Consider the following 17,644-nt stretch of genomic DNA (forward strand, 5'->3'; position numbering starts at 1 on the left):
AGTCGTGCTGTCTTGACGGGAGGAGTTGTCGGAGACAGGATGGGACCATCAACGCAGCCAGGAGGAGAGCTGATGGGCCACGAGTTCGAAGGCGTCGACGAGATCGAGGTGCCGGCGTCCGTCGAGGACGTCTGGCAGGCCATCGCGACCGGGCCCGGCATCGACTCGTGGTTCATGGGTCGCAACGAGGTCGCGAACGGTCAGGTCAAGATGGCGTTCGGCGAGTACCGGCCGACGCACGAGATCACCGCGTGGGAACCGCCCCACCACTTCAAGCAGGACAGCGGCAAGGCACCCGACGGCCGGTTCATCGCCTACGAGTTCATGGTCGAGGGCCGTGACCACGGCAGCACGGTGCTGCGGATGGTCACGAGCGGCTTCCTGCCCGGCGACGACTGGGCCGACGAGTTCGAGGCGATGACGCTGGGTGGCGCGCTGTTCGTCAGCACGCTGAGGGAGTACCTGCACCACTTCGCCGGCCGCACCGCCCGGCCGCTCACCGTGTTCGGACCGATGATCAGCGACTGGGACGAGGCCTGGAAGAAGCTCGACGAGGCGATCGCGGCCACGCTGCCGGGCGCCGTCGAGTACCACCGCAACGCCCACACCCTCGGCCTGCGCACCGACAAGGCCATGTACCGCTTCATGCGCGGGTTCTCCGGCCCCATGATCGCCACGCACCACGTCTTCGAAGGCGACGAGTCCGAGCAGGACTGGCAGAACTTCCTCGACACCACCCTGGGAGAGCAGCGATGACGCGCTTCACGACCTCCGCGGACGGCACCGGGATCGCCTATTCGGTCACCGGTTCCGGACCCGCGCTGATCCTCGTGGACGGCGCGCTGTGCCACCGGATGTTCGGCCCGTCCACGGAGCTCGCGTCCGTGCTGGACAAGAACTTCACCGTCTACACCTACGACCGGCGCGGCCGCGGCGAGACCGGTGACGGCGCGACGCCGTGGTCGCTCCAGAACGAGATCAACGATCTCGACGCGCTGATCAAGGAGGCCGGCGGCAGCGCGTTCGTGTTCGGTCAGTCCTCCGGCGCGGTGCTGGCGCTCGACGCCGCGACGAGGCTGCCGTCCATCACCCGGCTCGCGGTCTACGAGCTGCCGATGGTCGTGGACGACACGTACACCCCGCGTCCCGCCGACATCGTCGAGCAGATGAACGAGATGCTCGCCCGCGGAGACCGTTCCGGCATGCTCTCGACGTTCATGAAGATGGTCGGGGTTCCCGGCTTCGGCCTCGCGATCATGAAGCTGACCCCGGTGTGGAAGAAGCTGAAGCTGGTCGCCCACACGCTGCCGTGGGACCTGCGCATCCTCGGCGGCGACGGCCGCGGCGAGCCGTTGCCCGCGGACCGCTGGAAGATCAAGGTGCCGACGCTCGTCATGAACGGCGGCAAGAGCCCCGAGTACCTCCGCAACACGATGAAGAACGCCGCGGAGGTGCTCGGGGACGTGGAGTACCAGGAGCTGCCGGGTCAGACGCACATGCTCAAGGCGTCGGCGGCGGCGCCGGTGCTGGTGGAGTTCTTCTCGCGGGCCCAGCGCACCGCGGGTCCCATCGCGTAGCCGGCCACGACGAACAGCCCGCCGACCACGAGCCAGCCGAGCGAGCCCCAGCCGAGCACGACGGTGGTGAGCAGCGCGGGGCCCACCATGCGGGCGACGGCCGTACCGGTCGCGAAGAAGCCCTGGTACTGGCCCTGCCGGTCGGCGGGCGCGAGGGAGAAGCTGATCTCCCACGCGCCGGAGGCGAGCATCATCTCGCCGAGCACCTGCAACGCGGCGGCGGCGACCAGCAACGCCGCTCCATGCCACGCGCCGAGGCTGAACGCCGTCACCGCGAACACCGCGCAGGACGCGAGCATGATCAGCCCGGCGTGCCTGACGAGCTTCGAGGCGTCGTCCAACCCGGTGGCGCGCCGGGCGATCCGCACCTGGAACAGCACGACGGCGCCGGTGTTGAGCACGAGCAGCGCGGCGGCGAGCCACGTCGGCGCCTGCGTCCGCTGCACGATCCACAGCGGAATGATCAGGCTGAGCAGCGGCATGTAGAGCAGCATCACGGCGTTGATCACGGTGATCAGCGCGTACGGGCGGTCCTTCAACACGTCGAACTTGCCCTTGGCACGGGTCATCACGGTCTCCGGCAGCGTGCTCAGGATCGCCGCGGCGACGAGGAAGCTGAGCGCGTCGAGCACGAACACGGCCGTGTAGGCGGCCTCGGTGCCGAGGTGCAACGCGAGCCCGCCCATCGCCGCGCCGATCGCGATGCCCGCGTTGGCCGTGGACTGGATCCGCGCACGTGCCCGCGTGCGTTCCTCCTGCGTCGTGAGGCCCGCGAGGAGGGCCTGCCTGGACGCCTGCAGCCCGCTCTGGAAGCTCGCGTAGAGGCACATGACCACCACGAACGCGGCGAAGTTGCGGGTCAGGAGCAGGATTCCGATGCTCGCGGCGGTGGCGGCGGCGAGCACGACGGCGGTGGTGCGCGGACCGAGACGGTCGGCGACGTGGCCGAGTGCGACGCCCGCGACCGCACCGACGCCCCACGCGAGGGTGAGCGCGAGCCCGACCCGTGCCGCGCTCAGGCCGACGATCTGGGTGAAGTACAACGCCGAAACGACGAGAAAGCCGCCGTCACCGATGGAGTTCGTCAGCTGTGCGTACGCGAGTCGCCTGGTCATGACTTAGACCGTAGGGCGACGATTGGCCCTAACCTTGGGCCAAGACCACTCTGCTTCTTTGGGCCAATTTGGCCCCGATCCAGGACACCGCGTAGGCCAGCACGGCGATGATGACCGCGACGAACACGCCGCTCAGGAGCACTTCGCCGTAGCCGTGCGGGCGCGGGTCGAGGAACGGGTACGGGTACCAGTCCACGATCGGCCCCCTGATCAGTGTGTAGGTGACGTAGGCGAGCGGGAAGGACAGCCAGATCCACGCCCTGGTCGTCCGCTCCGGGGCCAGCAGCCACTCCACGACGACCAGGACCGGGACGATGACGTGCAGCACCCAGTTCGCATAAGCCGGTGTCTGCACGTCAATGCCCCTCAGCAAGAGTGCGTACACGATGCCCGTCGTGGTCATGTAGAGCACGGCCGCGCCCCTGATCTGCGGGGAGACCGGCCGGAACACCCCCAGCAACGCCACGCACGCCGCGAACACGTTCGACAGCACGGTGAAGTAGCTGAAGTGGTTGACGAACCGGAACCGGTCTCCGAGCGCGACGATCAGGTAGATCTCCGCCGAAAGAACCAGCAGGAACACGGCCATCCGGAGCAGCTTGATCACATCAGAATTGAAGCGCGTTTTCGGTGACCGCGCTGACCTCGGCGATGCGACGACGACGGGCCGGAAGCATCAGCGTCGGGTGCGAGATGCTCCAGGCCGCACCCTTGCAGATGAACTCCTTGAGGCGGACGGCCGCCTTGCCCGTGAGAGCGGACGGCTTGGGCCGGTCGTCGGGAGTCACCCACTGCATGACGGCGTCGTTGCGGCCGAGGCTGATGCACTGCCCGTTGTAACCGATCTTGTTCTGCGGGATCTCGCCGCCCGTCAGCCGTGCGGCGATGGCGTCGGCAGCCAGGTGGGCCGTCGGCACGCCCGAGGCACACGACATGCGCAGCGTCGTGCCGCTCCCGCCCTTGGCCAGTGCCGCGTCGCCGATGGCGTACACATCCGGGTGCGAGACCGAGCGCATCGTCTCGTCGACGACGATCTGCCCCGACGCGGCGACCTCCAGGGTCGTGGCCGCGGCGATCGGGTGGACGGCGAACCCGGTGGTCCACACCGTCACGTCAGCCGTCAGCTCACGACCGTCGACGCCCTCGTGCACGGTGATGCCGAGCCGGTCGAACGCCTTCCGCAGGTGCTGCCGCGCCTTGTCGCTCAGCCAGTCACCGAGCTCACCGCGGGTGGCGAGCGACACGGCCAGGTCCGGCCTGGCCTCGGCGATCTCGGTGGCGGCCTCGATGCCGGTCAGGCCACCACCGACGACGAGCACGGTGGCTCCGGCGCCGAGGTCCCGCAGCCGGGACCGCAGGCGCAGCGCGGACTGCTTTCCGGCGATGTCGCAGGCGTGCTCGGGGACACCGGTGGCCGCACTGCCGAGGGCGTAGACGAGGGTGTCGTAAGCGATGTCCCCGTCGTCGGTGTGCACGATCTTGCGTTCGGCGTCGACCGCGGCGACCCTCGCGATCCGCACCCGCACGCCGGTGTTCGCGAAGACGTCGGTCAGCCTGCGCACCTTCAGGTCCTGCCCGGCCGCGAGCTGGTGCAGGCGCACCCGCTCGACGAACTCGGGGTCGGCGTTGACGAGGGTGATCTCGGTGTCGGCCGGGTGCAGCTTCCTGGCGAGGCGGCCGGCGGCGTTGGCTCCGGCGTATCCGGCTCCGAGAACGACGATGCGGTGCGTCATGGTTTCACTCCTGTCCGGTCTGGCTGGTGTCGCTTCCTGAACCGGACAGCGACGCGAAACCTGACAGGAGCCGGCTGTGATCCGGGTCACCAGCTTTCGACGAGAGGTTCCCCGCGGTCGATCGTGGCCCACTGACGCGTGACGCGGTCGAGCTTGGCGGGGTTGGCCAGGGTGTGGACGGCCGTGATGCCCTCGGTGGTGACCTCGAGCGTGACGACGACGGCGACGCGGTCAGCGGCCACCACCACCAGCGCGGGAACGCCGTTGACGACCTCGGCGAACAACGACGGGCTGCCGCCGATCATGTCCCGCTTGGCGTCGTCGGGCGTGAGCAACGTGCGCAGGAACCTCGCCACCCGCAGCGAACCGGTGATCGGCTTCGGCAGGCTGATGAACACACCGCCCGCGTCGCCCGCGCTGATCGCGTCGTCGGCGAGCATCTTCACCAGCGAGTCGGTGTTGCCGCTCAGCGCCGCGGCGAGGAACTCCTCGACGATCTTGCGCGCGCCGGCCGCGTCGACCTCCACACGGGTGCGGCCGCTCGCGAGGTGCTGCTTGGCACGCCGGTAGACCTGCTGGCAGTTGGCCTCGGTGAGGTCGAGGATCTCGGCGATCTCGCCGTGCGAGTAGCCGAACGCCTCCCGCAGCACGTACACGACGCGTTCGTTGGCCGAGAGCCGTTCCATCAGGGTGAGCATCGCGATCGAGACCGATTCGCGCTGCTCGACGGTCTCGGACGGGCCGAGCATGCGGTCACCGGCGAACACCGGTTCCGGCAGCCACTGGCCGACGTAGGTCTCACGCCTGGCCCGTGCGGAGGTCAGCCGGTTGAGGCAGAGGTTGGTGAGCACCTTCGTGAGCCACGCCTCCGGCACCTCGACGTGGTCGCGGTCGGCCGCCTGCCAGCGCAGGTAGGTGTCCTGCACCGCGTCCTCGGCGTCGCTCGCCGACCCGAGCAGCCGGTACGCGATCGCCTCCAGCCGTGGCCTGGACTCTTCGAACACCTCGAGCTCACGTGTGCCGACCACCATGCTTCGAGTCAATCATGGATGCATGCGAGCGCCCTTGAAGATTTTGTCGACGGCGTTCTTCTGGCCGTGCACGGCGATCCCGACCAGGTCGAGGTCCTGGGTGTGCACCTTGCGGACGGCGGCGCGGTTGTCCTCGTCGTTGCCCGTCGCGAACAGGTCGGCCGTGAAGATCGCCATGGACTGGTTCCGGTTGAGGGCGCGCTCGTGGGCCTTCCTGAGCAGTTCCTGGTCGCCCTGCAGGACCACCACGGGCTGGCGGAACATCGGCAGGTAGGTGACGTCGTCGGCGTCCACGTACGGCTCGCCGCGCAGGTCGGTCGAGAGCCCGCTGACGAGGAAGGCCGTGACGTTCAGCGCCTGCCACCCCGCCAGGTCGTCCCGCAGCAACACAGCGATCTTGGTGTCGAACATGGACCCACGATCGCTGCGGCCCCGGGTCCGCGTCTTGTACGTTTCTGACATGTCGGTCGTGGCTTGGAAGCCGGCGGTGGAAGGCATCAAGGAGGTCTTCCACGCCTCCTTCACCACGCACGTCTATCCGGTGCACACGCACGACGCGTGGACGTTGATGCTGCTCGACACGGGTGCCGTGCGGTACGAACTGGACCGCCACGAGCGCGGCGCACTCGTCTCCGGCGTCACGCTGTTGCCGCCGCACGTGCCGCACGACGGCCGGTCCGCCCACCCGGCCGGCTTCCACAAACGCGTGCTGTACCTGGACGGCTCGGTGCTGCCAGAGGAGCTGATCGGCAAGGCCGTCGACACCCCGATGCTGGTCGATCCGCTGCTGCGGCAGCGGGTGCACCAGCTGCACCTGGCGCTGGACGACCCGTTCGAGGCGTCCAGCCGGCTGGCGTTGATCACCGAACGGCTCACGCACCACTTCGCGGGCACCTCGCCCGTCGTCCACGCGGATCCGACGCTGGCCGACCGGTTGCGGCAGCTGCTGGACGCGTCGCTGCCTTCGGGGATCTCGCTCGCGGAGGCGTCCGAGCGGTTGCAGACCAGTCCGACGCACCTCGTGCGGGCGTTCAGCAGACGGTTCGGGCTGCCACCGCACCGGTATCTGACCGGACGCCGCGTGGATCTCGCGCGCGGCTACCTGGTGGAGGGCCGCTCGGCGGCGGAGGCTGCCGTGCTGGCCGGTTTTCACGACCAGTCCCACCTCACCCGCCACTTTCGCCGTGTCCTGGGTACGAGTCCCGGCCGGTTCGTACGCTGACACCGTGCACGTCGGCATCCTCGGTCCCGTTGAAGCGCACTCCCCGGACGGCAAGCTCTCGGTGGGTGGGCCGCGGCCGCGCACCCTGCTCGCGGTGCTGGCCCTGCGGGTGGGCGACATCGTCCCGCTAGACCGGCTGATCGACGAGCTCTACGGCGCCGAGCCGCCGTCGGACGCGGCGAACGCGTTGCAGGGACAGGTGTCCCGGCTACGACGCGCGCTCGGGGACGCGTCGCTGATCGAGTTCCACCCGGCCGGGTACCGGCTGGCCCTGGCACCGGACCAGGTGGACGCGCACAGGTTCGCCTCCCTGGCCGCCGAAGGTCAGCAGGCGCTGGAGCAGGGTGATCCGCAGGTGGCGGAATCCCTGCTGGCCGAAGCACTTCAGCTCTGGCGAGGTCCCGCGCTCGCCGACGTCGACGCGCCCGGCCACGCGACCCGGCTCGAACAGCAGCGGTCGGCCGCCACGAGTGCGTTGATCGCCGCCAGGATCCGGCTCGGCAAGGCCGACGTGCAGGAGATCTCCTCCCTCGTCCAGCAGCACCCGTTGGACGAACGCCTGCGCGGCTACCTGATGCAGGCGTTGAACCAGCAGGGCCGCCAGGCCGAGGCGTTGCAGGCGTTCGAGGACGCTCGCTCGCTGCTCGCCGAGGAGCTGGGCACGGACCCGTCGCCGGAGCTGCGCGCGATCCACCTGCAGATCCTGCGCGGTCAGACGCACCGCGAGCTGCCGGCGCAGCTCACCAGTTTCGTTGGCAGGCAAGAGGAACTGCGGCGGATCGCGTCGCTGACGGCGCGGCTGATCACGCTGACAGGGCCCGGTGGTGCTGGCAAGACCAGGCTCGCCCTGCAGGCCGCCGGTCCCGACGCGATCTTCGTCGACCTGGCGCCGGTCAAAGACGTGCCGGCGGCCGCCCTGCAGGCGTTGGGGCTCAAGGAAACCGTGCTCGCGCCGGAAGACCGCCTGACGCTGGCGCTGCGCGAGCGGGAGGCGTTGCTGATCCTGGACAACTGCGAACACGTGATCGTGCAGGCGGCCCAGCTGGCGCAGCACCTGCTCAGCTCGTGCCCCTCGTTGCGGATCCTGGCGACGAGCCGGGAGCCGTTGGGCATCACCGGCGAGACGCTGTGCCCGGTGCCGCCGTTGAAGCCGGAGCAGAGCGTGGCGTTGTTCACCGACCGCGCCCGCCTGGTGAACCCGGCCTTCGTGCAGGACCAGCACACCGTCGACATCTGCCGCGAGCTCGACGGCCTGCCGCTCGCCATCGAACTCGCGGCTGCGCGCACCCGGACGTTGACGACAGCCGACATCTCGGCGCGGCTGAGTGACCGCTTCCGCTTGCTCACCAAGGGAAACCGGGCTGCCGCACCGCGCCACCAGACGTTGCGCGCCGTCGTGGAGTGGAGCTGGGACCTGCTCGACTCCGACGAGCGGGACCTGGCGGCGTCGCTGGCCACGTTCAGCGGCGGGGCGACGCTGGAGGCCGTCGAACAGGTCTGCCGGCACGACATCGAGGTGCTGGAAGCGTTGGTGGACAAGTCCTTGGTGGACGCCGCCGACGGCCGTTACCGCATGCTGGTGACGATCAGGGAGTTCTGCGCCGAGCACAAGCGGGTCGACGCCGAGCACGCCGCCTACTTCCTCGACCTGGCCCTGCGCGCGGATCCCGAGCTGCGGCAACGGAACCAGGTGCAGTGGTTCGCCCGGTTGACCGCCGAGCACGCGAACCTGATGCAGGCGGTCGAGTGGGCCACCGAGCACGACCCGGAGCTGGCGCTGCGGCTGGTGTCGGCGCTGTCGTGGTACTGGTACGTGAAGGGCAGCCGCACGGAAGTCAAGGGCGTCGCCGGGAAACTCCTCGCGCGCGTACCGGAACAGTCCACAGAGGACTACGTGATTCTGCTGGCGCTGGCCGCTCCCGAACGCATGCAGGACGCGCTGGCAGGCTTGACCGGCCCGATCAGACGACCGTTCGCGCTCGTCGCGTGGGCCATGCTCAGCGGCCCGCCGGACCCCTTCGCCCCGCGCACCGAGCTGCAGAACGAGGTGGAGCGCAGCGACGACCCGTGGATCAAGGGCCTGATGGGCTTCAGCAAGGCCTACCTCAGCTGGGCGGCGGACGGCGACAGGCCGGCGGCGATCGAGAACTCCCGCTCGGCGCTGCGGCAGTTCCAGGACCTGGGCGAACGCTGGGGCTCGGCCCAGGTCCTGGACGTGCTGGCCACCCTCACGGAGGACCCGCACGAGGCACTCGCCCTGACCGACGAGGCGCTCAGGGCCGTCGGGGAGCTCGGCGCCAAGGAGGAACTGGCCGAGCTGCGCGGGCGGCGTGCCGACCGGTTGCTCGACATCGACCCGGACGAGGCCGAGCGCGACTACCTGCAGGCGTTGGAGATGGCGACGCAGGCCGGTCTGGCCGCGACTCGGGCGCTCGCGAACGCGGGCCTGGCCAAGATCGCCCAGCGCAGGGGTGATCTGGCCAGGGCCGAACGGCTGTTGCGGGAAGCCCAGCAGGAACTGGGGTTCGGGTGGATGCACAACGCGGCCAAGCAGAGCGTCGAAGCCGCACTGGCGGACCTGCTCACCGAGCTGGGACGTACTCCGGGAGCGTGATCGCGGTCGCCCGCTGGAGGTCGATCCGCGCGAACATCGGGGCCTTCGGCAGGAAGCCGAAGAGCCGGTCCCGCGCCCACATCCCGAGCCTGGTCGCGGGCGCGAGGAACCGCCCTGGACTGCCCTGGCAGCCTCGCGCGTACGGGCCGATCAGGGCCTCGTACCGGGCGAACGCGTCCCCTCCCGCCGCCATCTCCCCGGCCAGCACGTAGGCCGAGACGACCGCGAGCCCGGTGCCCATGCCGCCCAGCGTCGATCCGTACCCGGCGTCGCCGATCAGCGTGACCCGTCCCGAACTGACCGTGGGCATCCGGACCTGACTGATGGAGTCGAAGTAGACGCCCGGCGCCACCAGCGCGTCCGGCATCAGCTCCGGCGGTACCGATGACCTGAACATCAGCCAGCCGGACCCGGTGGTCACACCCGGTGCGCACGTCAGGTCGCGGTCGTTGCCGCCGGCGTCCCAGAGCGCGAAGTAGTAGCCCTGGAACTTCGGCCGGTACTCCGGGAAGATCAGCCGTCGCACCCCTGACCGCATGCCGTCCGCGCCGATGACGAAGCCGAACCGCCGCGGCCGCCCGTTGGCGAACGTCACGTCCACCCCGGCGCCGTCGTCGTGCAGCGAGGTGATCCAGTCGCCGAACACGTACTCGGTGTCATCGACGCTCGCCTCGTACAGGATCCGCGACAGGTCACCGCGCCGGATCTCCACCTCTCCCCCGATGTACGACGCGGGCAGCCGGCAGCGTTCACGTCCGGAGGGGTCGCGGAACACCATGTCCGGCAACGAAGTTCGTGCGGCGACCACCGCGTCGAGCACGCCCATGCGCCGCAGCACGGACAGGTGGGCCTCGCCGCGGAAGTCCACGGCCTGACCGCCTTCACGCAGCGACGGCGCCCGTTCCACGACCGTGGGCGAGAATCCGAAGCGTGCCAGCCAATGCGCGAGCGCGGGCCCGGCGATGCCCGCTCCCGAGATCAAAACGTCCATGACCGGAAGGGAACGCCGGGCCGCTGACCAAACGCCTACTGTTCGCTGATGACCTTGAGCATCTGCGAGATCTGGCCCTGCCGGGTGGTGGCCACGCGCTCCGCGTAGGCCATCGTCTCCGGGTTGGAGCCGTCCTTCTTCTCCGTGAGGGCCATCTCCACGGCCGCTCCCTGGTGCCCGGCCATCAGGTTGAGGAACGTGAGGTCGAACTCGGCTCCGCTCTTCTCCTTGGTGCCGTCGATGACCTTGTCGTCGAGCAGCGGCTGGCCTCCGTGAGCGGCGTGCAGGTCCGCGCCGCCGGTCTCCGGCTTGCCCCAGAGCTTCAGCCACGACTTCAGCATGGAGAGCTCCTCCCGCTGGGTCGCGTCGATGGCGCCGGCCAGGTCCTTCGCCTCCTGCTTGGTGGCCTTCGCCAGCGCCACCTGGGAGAGGCTGATGCCGAGCTGCAGGTGGTCCACCATCATCTGCACGAACGTCACGTCCGCGTCGTTGAACCTCGCGCTGGCGGCGGGAACGGGTGGTGCGGCGGAGGTGGCGCCGTGCCCGTGACCTCCCTGGCCCGGTGGCACGATCGCCTCCCCGCCGCACCCCGCCAGCGCCAGGACCGCGGCCGCGATCGCGATCACCAGGCGCCTCATCGGATCAGATCTTCTGCCACAACGACGCCGCGTTCGGCGGTTCCCAGCCGGTCAGCGAGGTGTGCGCCTGCAGGCACCGGTAGCTGGACCCGCCGTAGGTGACCTGCGCGCCGACCGCGTAGTAGGTGTTCGGTGCCCACGTGCCACCGACGGGCGGGGATGTCGTGGTCGTGGTGGTGGGCGGTGGCGTCGGGTTGCCGCCGGTGCCACCGATGTTGATGTCGACGCAGGAGTAGAACGCCTTCACCGTGTCGGCGATGTTCCAGACCGCGCGGAGCTTCTGGCGGCCGGAGAACCCGTTCAGGTTGATGGTGTGCCGCACCGGGTCGACCGGCGCCGCGTTGCCACCGTCGACGAAGTGCACGCGCGTGTTGCCGATGAAGTACTCGTAGTCGCGCGTGCGGTGCCGGGCGGTGAACGTCCAGGTCATCGTCAGGCTGGTGCCGGTGCTGGTGACCTGCCACGGCTTGCTGTCGTCGTTGAGGACGGCGAAGTCCTGGCGGTCCTCGCCGCTGCAGGTGACCAGTCCTTTGTTGCCTTCCGCGCTTTGCGGCTCCCACTGGGGACCACCGCAGTTCGGGACCACGCCCGACGCGCATTGCGCCTGACGACTCGGCGGCGAGGACACGTAACCGTGCGCGCTGGCCGAGCCAACAGGCGTGACGAACACGATGACGGGGACCGCGGCCATGACCAGCGCCGCTTTTCGGGTGAGTTTCATCGTCCGAACTCCTTGGATCGTTCCCAAACGGGCTGGACCCGTGGCAGGGGGCGGGAACCGGGAGCGTCCAGATCGCTCGCCGATCCAGTTTCGGTGTGGTCTAGACCATAAACCTGGCTTCGGAAAGCGGTCAAGCAGTCACGGGTTCGGAACCGGAAATCGGTGACTACCAACAAGTCCACCTCGACCGGTGGTCCTGTCAACTCACCGCACTGGTACTGGGTGCAAAGAAGCGTCTTCGCGGGTAGCCAGGGACATGCGCGATTTCACCCAGCCCGCCAGGGCGACAGGCCCCGGCGTAGTAGCCGACGGACCGGCCGGAGCGGCCACAGTGCTCGTGATCGATCCAGCAGGCGAAGCCTCGCACGACGAGATCCCCGCGACCTGGCGCGAGCTGGCCGACCGGCTGCGCATCGTCTGGCTCCGAGTCCCCGCCGCTCCGGAGTGGAAGTCCACAGTGGACAAAGTCCTCAGCAAACACCGCGACGACCCGCGCACCGTCCTGGACGTGGTCACCAGCGGCCCGGTGGCAGCCGACGTGATCGACCTCGTCCGCCACCACGAGGACCTCGTCCGCTCAGTACTGCTGGTGGACCCCGAGATCGAAGTGGACGAACCCTTCGCCCAGGTGGTGGTCCGCAGTCACGACGCCCCGGACGACCGCATCCCGGCCCCACTTCCCCTGGGCCACCCCGACGTCGTGTTCAACGTGGTCAAGGCCCTCAACGCCCTGAGTTCCTAGTTGCGCTGAACCGGACAGAACGGCCACCCGTATCCCTCACCAGGGAACACCGAGACGGGAGGCTTCATGCGTGCGCGTCTGCTCATCATCGTGCTGGGCCTGCTAGCACTGACAGGCTGCTCCAGCGCGGGCGGCACCACCGCCGCCGGCGAACCAGCAGCCAACGAGGCGGACGCGACATTCTCGCTGCGCATGATCCCCCACCACCGCCAAACGATCGACATCGCCAAAGTCGCCGTGGAACGCTCCAAGGACGAGTTCGTCGTCAACGTGGCCGACAAGATCGCCACAGCGGAAGCCGGCGAAATCGAGCAGATGTCGACCTACCTCCGCTCGTGGAACATCCCGATCCCGGGCGACGACGCCGCCACCACCCACAAGATGGCGGGCATGATGACCGCCAAGGACGTGGAAGCCCTGAAGGCGGCCCAGGGCAAGCAGTTCGACGACCTCTTCCTGGCCACGCTCTCCCGCCACCTGCGCAGCGGCGTGGACATGGCCAAGGAAGCCCAGGCCAAGGGTGTGCACGTGGGCTCGAAGGCGCTGGCGGGCAAGATCGTGGTCTCCCAGACCGAGGTGATCGACCAGATCGCGGCCAAGAAGAAAGCCTGAACCCGCCGGTCCTACCGGTGAATGCGGGTCGGCTTGTGCGGGTTGCGTTCCAGCGCGGTTGCGTGGGCGCTTTGACGAGCGTTGGTTACGTCATCGCCGCTTCGCGACGATTGCGATTGGGGCTTGACTTCGGGGCCCTTGCGAGGCGCAGATCGGCCTATAAAAGCCGGGCATAAGGAGCCCGGCCGATCCGAGCACGGTAGCACCTCGCACCCAAAGTCAAGCCCCAATCGCGAGCGTGCGTGGTCACGTTAGGCGGTCGGGTTCCGGACATTACCGCTTGAACGGCGTGGCATCGGGTCCTGTCCGGCTCGGCTTCGCCATCGCGGTTTCCGCGGGTGCCACTTCGGCTTTGCCGTTGGCAATACGTGGCGGGCGGGGCTTTGCTGCTTGCGTCGCATAGCAGCAGTGGGATCGGTGCTTGTCTTCGGCTTTGCCGATGCCATTGCTTGTGCCGGGCCACGGGCTGTCTGGCCGGTGTCCTGTGCTGCTACCCAGGCCTCGTCCGGGCCGTTGCCGATGCGGGTGCAGGTGCTTCGCCAGCGTGATCGCTCTTGTCACTGTCGCAGCTTTCCCACTCTGGCCGGATTCTGGGCATGGCTGTGCCACGGCCGTGGTGGAGCTGCACGGCCGTGGCGGTTGGCATGGTGGGGGCCGCTCGCGTTCCCTGGTCGGGGTCAGGCGGCGGTGTGGAGCTGGTTGCGTCTGGGTCTGCGTTGAGGGTCGAGCCAGGCAGGCGGGTAGAAGACCGACACGCCCTGCTCGATCGTGACTTCCCAGCCGCTGCGGTGGATCAGCGTGTGGTGGTGGCGACAGAGCAGGACGCCGTTGTCGATGCGAGTGTCGCCGCCGTCGGCCCAGTGATGGACGTGGTGGGCATCGCAGTGCTTCGGTGGACGGTTGCAGCCGGGGAAGGCGCAGCCGTGGTCGCGGGCGACCAGGGCGCGGCGGATCCCGGCGGTGAACAGCCGCGACCGGCGGCCCACATCGAGCGGCTGAGATTTGCCGCCCAGAACCATGGGGATGATGCCCGCGCTGCAGGCGAGCTGACGGACCTGATCGGCCGGGACGCGGTCGCCGTTGTCCAGCACCGCGTGACCGACCTGCTCGGCCAGATCCTGATAAGCCATGGTCAGGGTGAGCGTGACCGGTTCGCCGCCGTGCTCGGGCAGCTGGTCGGCTCGCAGCGTCAGGTCGATCAGTTCGGCCAGGGCGTCGCCCTGGCGCTCGTCGCGCGAACGCGGGTCCGGGCCCTCGTCGGTGGTCGGCCGGGGCTTGGCCAGCGGGTCCAGCAGCGTCGCGAACTTCGCGCCGGTGACCGCGTCCAGGGTCGCTGCGAGCTTCCAGTCCCCGGCCTTGTTCTGCCGCAGCGTGAGCCGGTTGCCATCGGGCGCGGGTTCGGGGTCACGGGGTTCGGGGTCGTTCTGGTAGAGGCCGTAGGCCAGGTCTTTGCCGAACGTGCGCACCGCGGCGGGCTCGTGGTCGCGAGCACACTCCACGACCAAGTTCTCGACCTCGGCGGGCAGGGTCTTCATCGCCTCGGCGACCGCGGCGACGTGGTCGAGCGACAGCGCGCCCTCGGCCGCGGCCGCGGCGGTCACCGGAAGGGCGGGGGTGATTTCGCTGCCGGTCGGTGTGATCTCACTGCTGAGCAGCACGGCCTGCTCCACCCAGCGCCTGGCGGTCGTCGGATCCCAGCGGAGAGCGTGCCGCAACACCTGCGGCAGAGTTTTGTACCCCAGCTCGGCCGCGGCTCCGCGCCGATTCAGCTCGGCGATTTCCTGCATCACTGCATATTCGCGGGCCCGAATTTCCGCCACCTTGCCGACGATGCTGCGCAGCAGCTCGTCAGTGGAGAGGAGAGGAAGCCGGGGTTCGCTCACGTGTTCGACCCTACCGCAAGATCACGAGAACATTACGGTCGAAAAGGAACACCATCGAGTGAATCGAACCGACGCGAAGCCTGCCGCGCTGTTCAAGCGGTAATTACGTGTTCGGATCGGCCGGGCTCCTTATGCCCGGCTTTTGAAGGCCGATCTGCGCCTCGCAAGGGCCCCGAAGTCAAGCCCCAATCGCAATCGTCGCGAAGCGGCGATGAAATGACCCCGCTCGTCAATGCCCACGCAACCACCGACGCAATGCGACCTCACGCAAGCCACATGCCCCCTCCGCTGGAACCCAAGGCCAAAACCGATCGGCACCCGCCCCGCAGATCAATACAGTCCCCACCATGTACCCACAGGTGGAGCCCTACGCCCAGGGCATGCTCGACGTAGGCGACAACCAGCACATCCACTGGGAAGCAAGCGGCAACCCGCACGGCAAGCCGGCGGTCGTCTTCCACGGCGGCCCGGGCTCCGGCTCCAACCCGGTGTGGCGCCAGGACTTTGACCCGGACCACTGGAACCTGATCCTCTGGGACCAACGCGGCACCGGCAAGAGCACGCCGCCGGCCAGCGACCCGGACACCAGCATGGAGCACAACACCACCCAGCACCTGATCGACGACGCCGAGAAGCTGCGCGAACACCTCGGCATCGAGAAGTGGCTGCTGATGGGCGGTTCCTGGGGTTCGACCCTGATCCTCGCCTACGCCGTCCAGCACCCCGAGCGGGTCAGCGAGATCATCATTCCGGCGGTGACGGCCGGTCGCCCCGAGGAGCTCGAGTGGATCACTCGCGGCCTGGGCATGTTCTACCCGGACTACTTCGAGGCCTTTCGGAACGGCGTGCCCGAGGAAGAGCGGGAGGGCAACCTGGCCCGCGCCTACAACAAGCTCCTCAACGACCCGGACCCGGAGGTCCGCGAGAAGGCCGCGTGGGACTGGAACAAGTGGGATCTCTCCACCATCACCGGCGGCGACAACGACTTCACCGGCACCCGCTACGAAGACCCGGTGACGCGCTACCGGATGGCGAGGGTCGTCACGCACTACTGGGGCAACGACTGCTTTCTGGAGCCGAACTACATCTTCGACAACCTCGGCAGTCTCAGCGGGATTCCTGGTGTGCTGATCCACGGGCGCAACGACTTCGGCAGCCCGCTCAGCACCGCGTGGGAGGTGGCCAGGCGGTGGCCCGACGCCGAGCTCGTGATTCTGAACGACGCGGGCCACCAGGCGAGCGACGGCGGCAGCATGAGCAAGGCCATTGCGGACGCCGTCGAGAGATTTCGTTAAGGGGCAACGGGTCCGGGTCGGTGGTACAGGTCCTCACCGGCCCATCGGATTCGGTCGGAGAAGCCGAAGCCTGGCGCTGCGACGAAGTTCGAGGCGTCGTCCACCGAGCCCGAGCCGTCGTACTTGGCGCGCAACGGGTACGGGAACACCGGGCGCGTGCGCACCAGGTTGCCCTCGGAGTCGCGACCGGACGCGACCACGCGTGTCGGTGCAGGGCCGCCCTCGACCCACGAGACCAGTGCCGGCAACGGGTCGAACTCCGTCAGCTTGTCGCCGCCGAAGCAGTGCCACATCGACGGTACGACGAACAGGCGCGCCCAGCCCTGCGTGCGGCCGCCGGTCAGTCGTTGCCAGTAGTCGAGCGTGCCCTCGAACGGGATGCCCTCGTCTCCTGCGCCGTGCCAGATGATCAGTTTGCCGCCTCCGCGGCGGAACTCGCGCAGGTCCAGGGACATCGCGTTCGCCTTCACCGTTTCCGGCACCAGGCGGCGGAACTCGCGCAGCGTGAACTCGAACGAGGCCAGCGAGGAGTGCGGCTTTCCGATCGGGTAGACGAGGTGCTTCAGCGCGTTGTCCGCGAGGCCGGCGGCGATCGCCTGGCCGAACTCCGGCGTCGGGTTGAGCCAGAACGTCCACGAGATCTCGGAGCCGTACGCCTGGCCACCAGGGTACAGCCGCACGCCGTTGTCGGACGGGCCTGCGTAAAGACGGCGGACGCGGGCGATCTCGTCGTCGGTCAGCTGACCCGCCAGCGACGAAGGGTCGAACTTGCACAGCCTCGGGTCTTCGATCTGGCCGTCCACCAAGCCGTCGAGGCCGTCGCACGCCTTCATCACCGCGTCGTGCAGCAGGACGATCTTGTCGTTCGGGATGGCGTTGCGCGCGATCCACGCCTGGTAGCCGATCAGCGCGGTGTAGGTGAACGCCGGCGCGGCCGAGATGATGCCGTCGAAGTCGTGCGGGTAGCGCTGGGCCAGCAGGAGCGCCTCGCGGCCGCCGTTGGAGCAGCCGTTGAAGTACGACTTGCGCGGCGCAGAGCCGTAGAACACCGAGATGATTCGCTTGGACACCTTCGACAACGCGTGCGGCGCGCGGTAGAAGTAGTCGTCGCGGGCCTGCTGGTTGTCGATCGCCCAGGTCGTGTCGAACCCGTTCTCCGGCGTCACCTGGTGACCGTCGTCGGTCGCGGCCACCGCGGCGTCGCCGAAGGCCGGTCCGCAGCCCTTCGGGAAGGCCGGATCATCGATGATTCCGCAGAATCCGCCACATCCGTACTGGAGGTAGCGGCCCTGGTAGGTGCGGGTCGGCAGCTTCAGCTGGAAGCCGATGTTCGGCTCGATCGTGCCGCGCACGTCGCAGAACTCCGTTGCGCCAGAGACAACTGAGGCCGACGTGACACGGGTCCGGGCGTTCGGCACGTCGTACGAACGCACCAAATCGGCGCACGAACGCACCGGACGCGAACCCTGG

17 protein-coding genes are annotated in these 17,644 nt (G+C 68.7%); 7 read left to right on the forward strand and 10 right to left on the reverse strand.

What is annotated here, in order from left to right; all coding sequences use genetic code 11:
* The first annotated feature begins 72 nt into the window (after window positions 1-72).
* Together IEZ09_RS24960 and IEZ09_RS24965 are read left to right on the forward strand one after the other, a co-directional pair.
* A complete protein-coding gene (locus IEZ09_RS24960) occupies window positions 73-756 on the forward strand; it encodes an SRPBCC family protein (RefSeq protein ID WP_189256176.1) in 684 nt (227 codons plus the stop codon).
* Complete coding sequence (locus tag IEZ09_RS24965; protein WP_189256177.1) at window positions 753-1,577, forward strand: alpha/beta fold hydrolase; 825 nt, start codon at window positions 753-755, stop codon at window positions 1,575-1,577. Before IEZ09_RS24960 ends, IEZ09_RS24965 begins: the two co-directional genes overlap by 4 nt.
* On the opposite strand, the gene IEZ09_RS24970 is transcribed toward IEZ09_RS24965, so the two are convergent.
* The 5 genes from IEZ09_RS24970 to IEZ09_RS24990 form a co-directional block, all read right to left on the reverse strand.
* A complete protein-coding gene (locus IEZ09_RS24970; RefSeq protein ID WP_189256178.1) occupies window positions 1,487-2,692 on the reverse strand; it encodes an MFS transporter in 1,206 nt (401 codons plus the stop codon). The two genes, IEZ09_RS24965 and IEZ09_RS24970, sit on opposite strands and share 91 nt — an antisense overlap.
* Window positions 2,693-2,720: 28 nt before the next feature.
* Window positions 2,721-3,299 (reverse strand): Pr6Pr family membrane protein, encoded by a 579-nt coding sequence (locus tag IEZ09_RS24975; protein ID WP_229812925.1) that lies wholly within the window; start codon window positions 3,297-3,299, stop codon window positions 2,721-2,723.
* Between the two features lies 1 nt (window position 3,300).
* Window positions 3,301-4,425: an NAD(P)/FAD-dependent oxidoreductase gene (locus IEZ09_RS24980; protein WP_189256179.1), complete on the reverse strand. Its 1,125-nt coding sequence runs from the start codon at window positions 4,423-4,425 to the stop codon at window positions 3,301-3,303.
* Between the two features lie 86 nt (window positions 4,426-4,511).
* Window positions 4,512-5,456 carry an RNA polymerase sigma-70 factor gene (locus IEZ09_RS24985; RefSeq protein ID WP_189256180.1) on the reverse strand — a complete coding sequence of 315 codons (945 nt, stop codon included), beginning with the start codon at window positions 5,454-5,456 and terminating at the stop codon, window positions 4,512-4,514.
* 12 nt (window positions 5,457-5,468) lie between these two features.
* Window positions 5,469-5,867, reverse strand: a complete 399-nt coding sequence (locus tag IEZ09_RS24990; RefSeq protein ID WP_229812926.1) for a DUF2000 domain-containing protein — start codon at window positions 5,865-5,867, stop codon at window positions 5,469-5,471.
* Window positions 5,868-5,916: 49 nt separating this feature from the next.
* Between IEZ09_RS24990 and IEZ09_RS24995 the strand changes: the two genes are divergently transcribed.
* Both IEZ09_RS24995 and IEZ09_RS25000 read left to right on the forward strand, forming a co-directional pair.
* Window positions 5,917-6,678 carry an AraC family transcriptional regulator gene (locus IEZ09_RS24995; RefSeq protein WP_189256182.1) on the forward strand — a complete coding sequence of 254 codons (762 nt, stop codon included), beginning with the start codon at window positions 5,917-5,919 and terminating at the stop codon, window positions 6,676-6,678.
* Window positions 6,679-6,682: 4 nt separating this feature from the next.
* Window positions 6,683-9,292 carry an ATP-binding protein gene (locus tag IEZ09_RS25000; protein WP_189256183.1) on the forward strand — a complete coding sequence of 870 codons (2,610 nt, stop codon included), beginning with the start codon at window positions 6,683-6,685 and terminating at the stop codon, window positions 9,290-9,292.
* On the opposite strand, the gene IEZ09_RS25005 is transcribed toward IEZ09_RS25000, so the two are convergent.
* Genes IEZ09_RS25005 through IEZ09_RS25015 form a run of 3 tightly spaced genes read right to left on the reverse strand, consistent with a single transcriptional unit; the run spans window position 9,261 to window position 11,642 of the window.
* A complete protein-coding gene (locus IEZ09_RS25005; protein WP_189256184.1) occupies window positions 9,261-10,283 on the reverse strand; it encodes an FAD-dependent monooxygenase in 1,023 nt (340 codons plus the stop codon). The genes IEZ09_RS25000 and IEZ09_RS25005 overlap by 32 nt on opposite strands.
* 35 nt (window positions 10,284-10,318) lie before the next feature.
* Window positions 10,319-10,921 carry a DUF305 domain-containing protein gene (locus tag IEZ09_RS25010; protein ID WP_189256185.1) on the reverse strand — a complete coding sequence of 201 codons (603 nt, stop codon included), beginning with the start codon at window positions 10,919-10,921 and terminating at the stop codon, window positions 10,319-10,321.
* Between the two features lie 4 nt (window positions 10,922-10,925).
* Window positions 10,926-11,642 carry a lytic polysaccharide monooxygenase gene (locus tag IEZ09_RS25015; RefSeq protein ID WP_189256186.1) on the reverse strand — a complete coding sequence of 239 codons (717 nt, stop codon included), beginning with the start codon at window positions 11,640-11,642 and terminating at the stop codon, window positions 10,926-10,928.
* Window positions 11,643-11,898: 256 nt separating this feature from the next.
* Here IEZ09_RS25015 and IEZ09_RS25020 point away from each other — a divergent pair, with 256 nt between their 5' ends.
* Window positions 11,899-12,384, forward strand: a complete 486-nt coding sequence (locus IEZ09_RS25020) for a hypothetical protein (protein ID WP_189256187.1) — start codon at window positions 11,899-11,901, stop codon at window positions 12,382-12,384.
* A gap of 66 nt (window positions 12,385-12,450) precedes the next feature.
* Window positions 12,451-12,996 carry a DUF305 domain-containing protein gene (locus tag IEZ09_RS25025; RefSeq protein WP_189256188.1) on the forward strand — a complete coding sequence of 182 codons (546 nt, stop codon included), beginning with the start codon at window positions 12,451-12,453 and terminating at the stop codon, window positions 12,994-12,996.
* A gap of 677 nt (window positions 12,997-13,673) precedes the next feature.
* On the opposite strand, the gene IEZ09_RS25030 is transcribed toward IEZ09_RS25025, so the two are convergent.
* A complete protein-coding gene (locus IEZ09_RS25030) occupies window positions 13,674-14,879 on the reverse strand; it encodes an HNH endonuclease signature motif containing protein (protein WP_189256189.1) in 1,206 nt (401 codons plus the stop codon).
* A 347-nt stretch (window positions 14,880-15,226) separates the two neighbouring features.
* Here IEZ09_RS25030 and pip point away from each other — a divergent pair, with 347 nt between their 5' ends.
* The gene (pip, locus tag IEZ09_RS25035; RefSeq protein WP_189256190.1) at window positions 15,227-16,174 is read left to right on the forward strand and encodes a prolyl aminopeptidase; all 948 of its coding nucleotides are present in this window, start codon (window positions 15,227-15,229) and stop codon (window positions 16,172-16,174) included.
* Here pip and IEZ09_RS25040 read toward each other — a convergent pair.
* Window positions 16,171-17,526, reverse strand: coding sequence for a tannase/feruloyl esterase family alpha/beta hydrolase (locus IEZ09_RS25040; protein ID WP_229812927.1), 1,356 nt, complete (start codon window positions 17,524-17,526; stop codon window positions 16,171-16,173). The two genes, pip and IEZ09_RS25040, sit on opposite strands and share 4 nt — an antisense overlap.
* Window positions 17,527-17,644: the final 118 nt, after the last annotated feature.

It is taken from the genome of Lentzea flava, from assembly GCF_014648475.1.
Lineage (GTDB): Bacteria > Actinomycetota > Actinomycetes > Mycobacteriales > Pseudonocardiaceae > Lentzea > Lentzea flava.

Excerpts from the sequence above, each read along its gene's own strand:
- IEZ09_RS24960 (WP_189256176.1), top strand. The coding sequence starts at position 73 with ATGGGCCACGAGTTCGAAGGCGTCGACGAGATCGAGGTGCCGGCGTCC.
- IEZ09_RS24965 (WP_189256177.1), top strand. The coding sequence starts at position 753 with ATGACGCGCTTCACGACCTCCGCGGACGGCACCGGGATCGCCTATTCG.
- IEZ09_RS24970 (WP_189256178.1), bottom strand. The coding sequence starts at position 2,692 with ATGACCAGGCGACTCGCGTACGCACAGCTGACGAACTCCATCGGTGAC.
- IEZ09_RS24980 (WP_189256179.1), bottom strand. The coding sequence starts at position 4,425 with ATGACGCACCGCATCGTCGTTCTCGGAGCCGGATACGCCGGAGCCAAC.
- IEZ09_RS24985 (WP_189256180.1), bottom strand. The coding sequence starts at position 5,456 with ATGGTGGTCGGCACACGTGAGCTCGAGGTGTTCGAAGAGTCCAGGCCA.
- IEZ09_RS24990 (WP_229812926.1), bottom strand. The coding sequence starts at position 5,867 with ATGTTCGACACCAAGATCGCTGTGTTGCTGCGGGACGACCTGGCGGGG.
- IEZ09_RS24995 (WP_189256182.1), top strand. The coding sequence starts at position 5,917 with ATGTCGGTCGTGGCTTGGAAGCCGGCGGTGGAAGGCATCAAGGAGGTC.
- IEZ09_RS25005 (WP_189256184.1), bottom strand. The coding sequence starts at position 10,283 with ATGGACGTTTTGATCTCGGGAGCGGGCATCGCCGGGCCCGCGCTCGCG.
- IEZ09_RS25010 (WP_189256185.1), bottom strand. The coding sequence starts at position 10,921 with ATGAGGCGCCTGGTGATCGCGATCGCGGCCGCGGTCCTGGCGCTGGCG.
- IEZ09_RS25015 (WP_189256186.1), bottom strand. The coding sequence starts at position 11,642 with ATGAAACTCACCCGAAAAGCGGCGCTGGTCATGGCCGCGGTCCCCGTC.
- IEZ09_RS25020 (WP_189256187.1), top strand. The coding sequence starts at position 11,899 with ATGCGCGATTTCACCCAGCCCGCCAGGGCGACAGGCCCCGGCGTAGTA.
- IEZ09_RS25025 (WP_189256188.1), top strand. The coding sequence starts at position 12,451 with ATGCGTGCGCGTCTGCTCATCATCGTGCTGGGCCTGCTAGCACTGACA.
- pip (WP_189256190.1), top strand. The coding sequence starts at position 15,227 with ATGTACCCACAGGTGGAGCCCTACGCCCAGGGCATGCTCGACGTAGGC.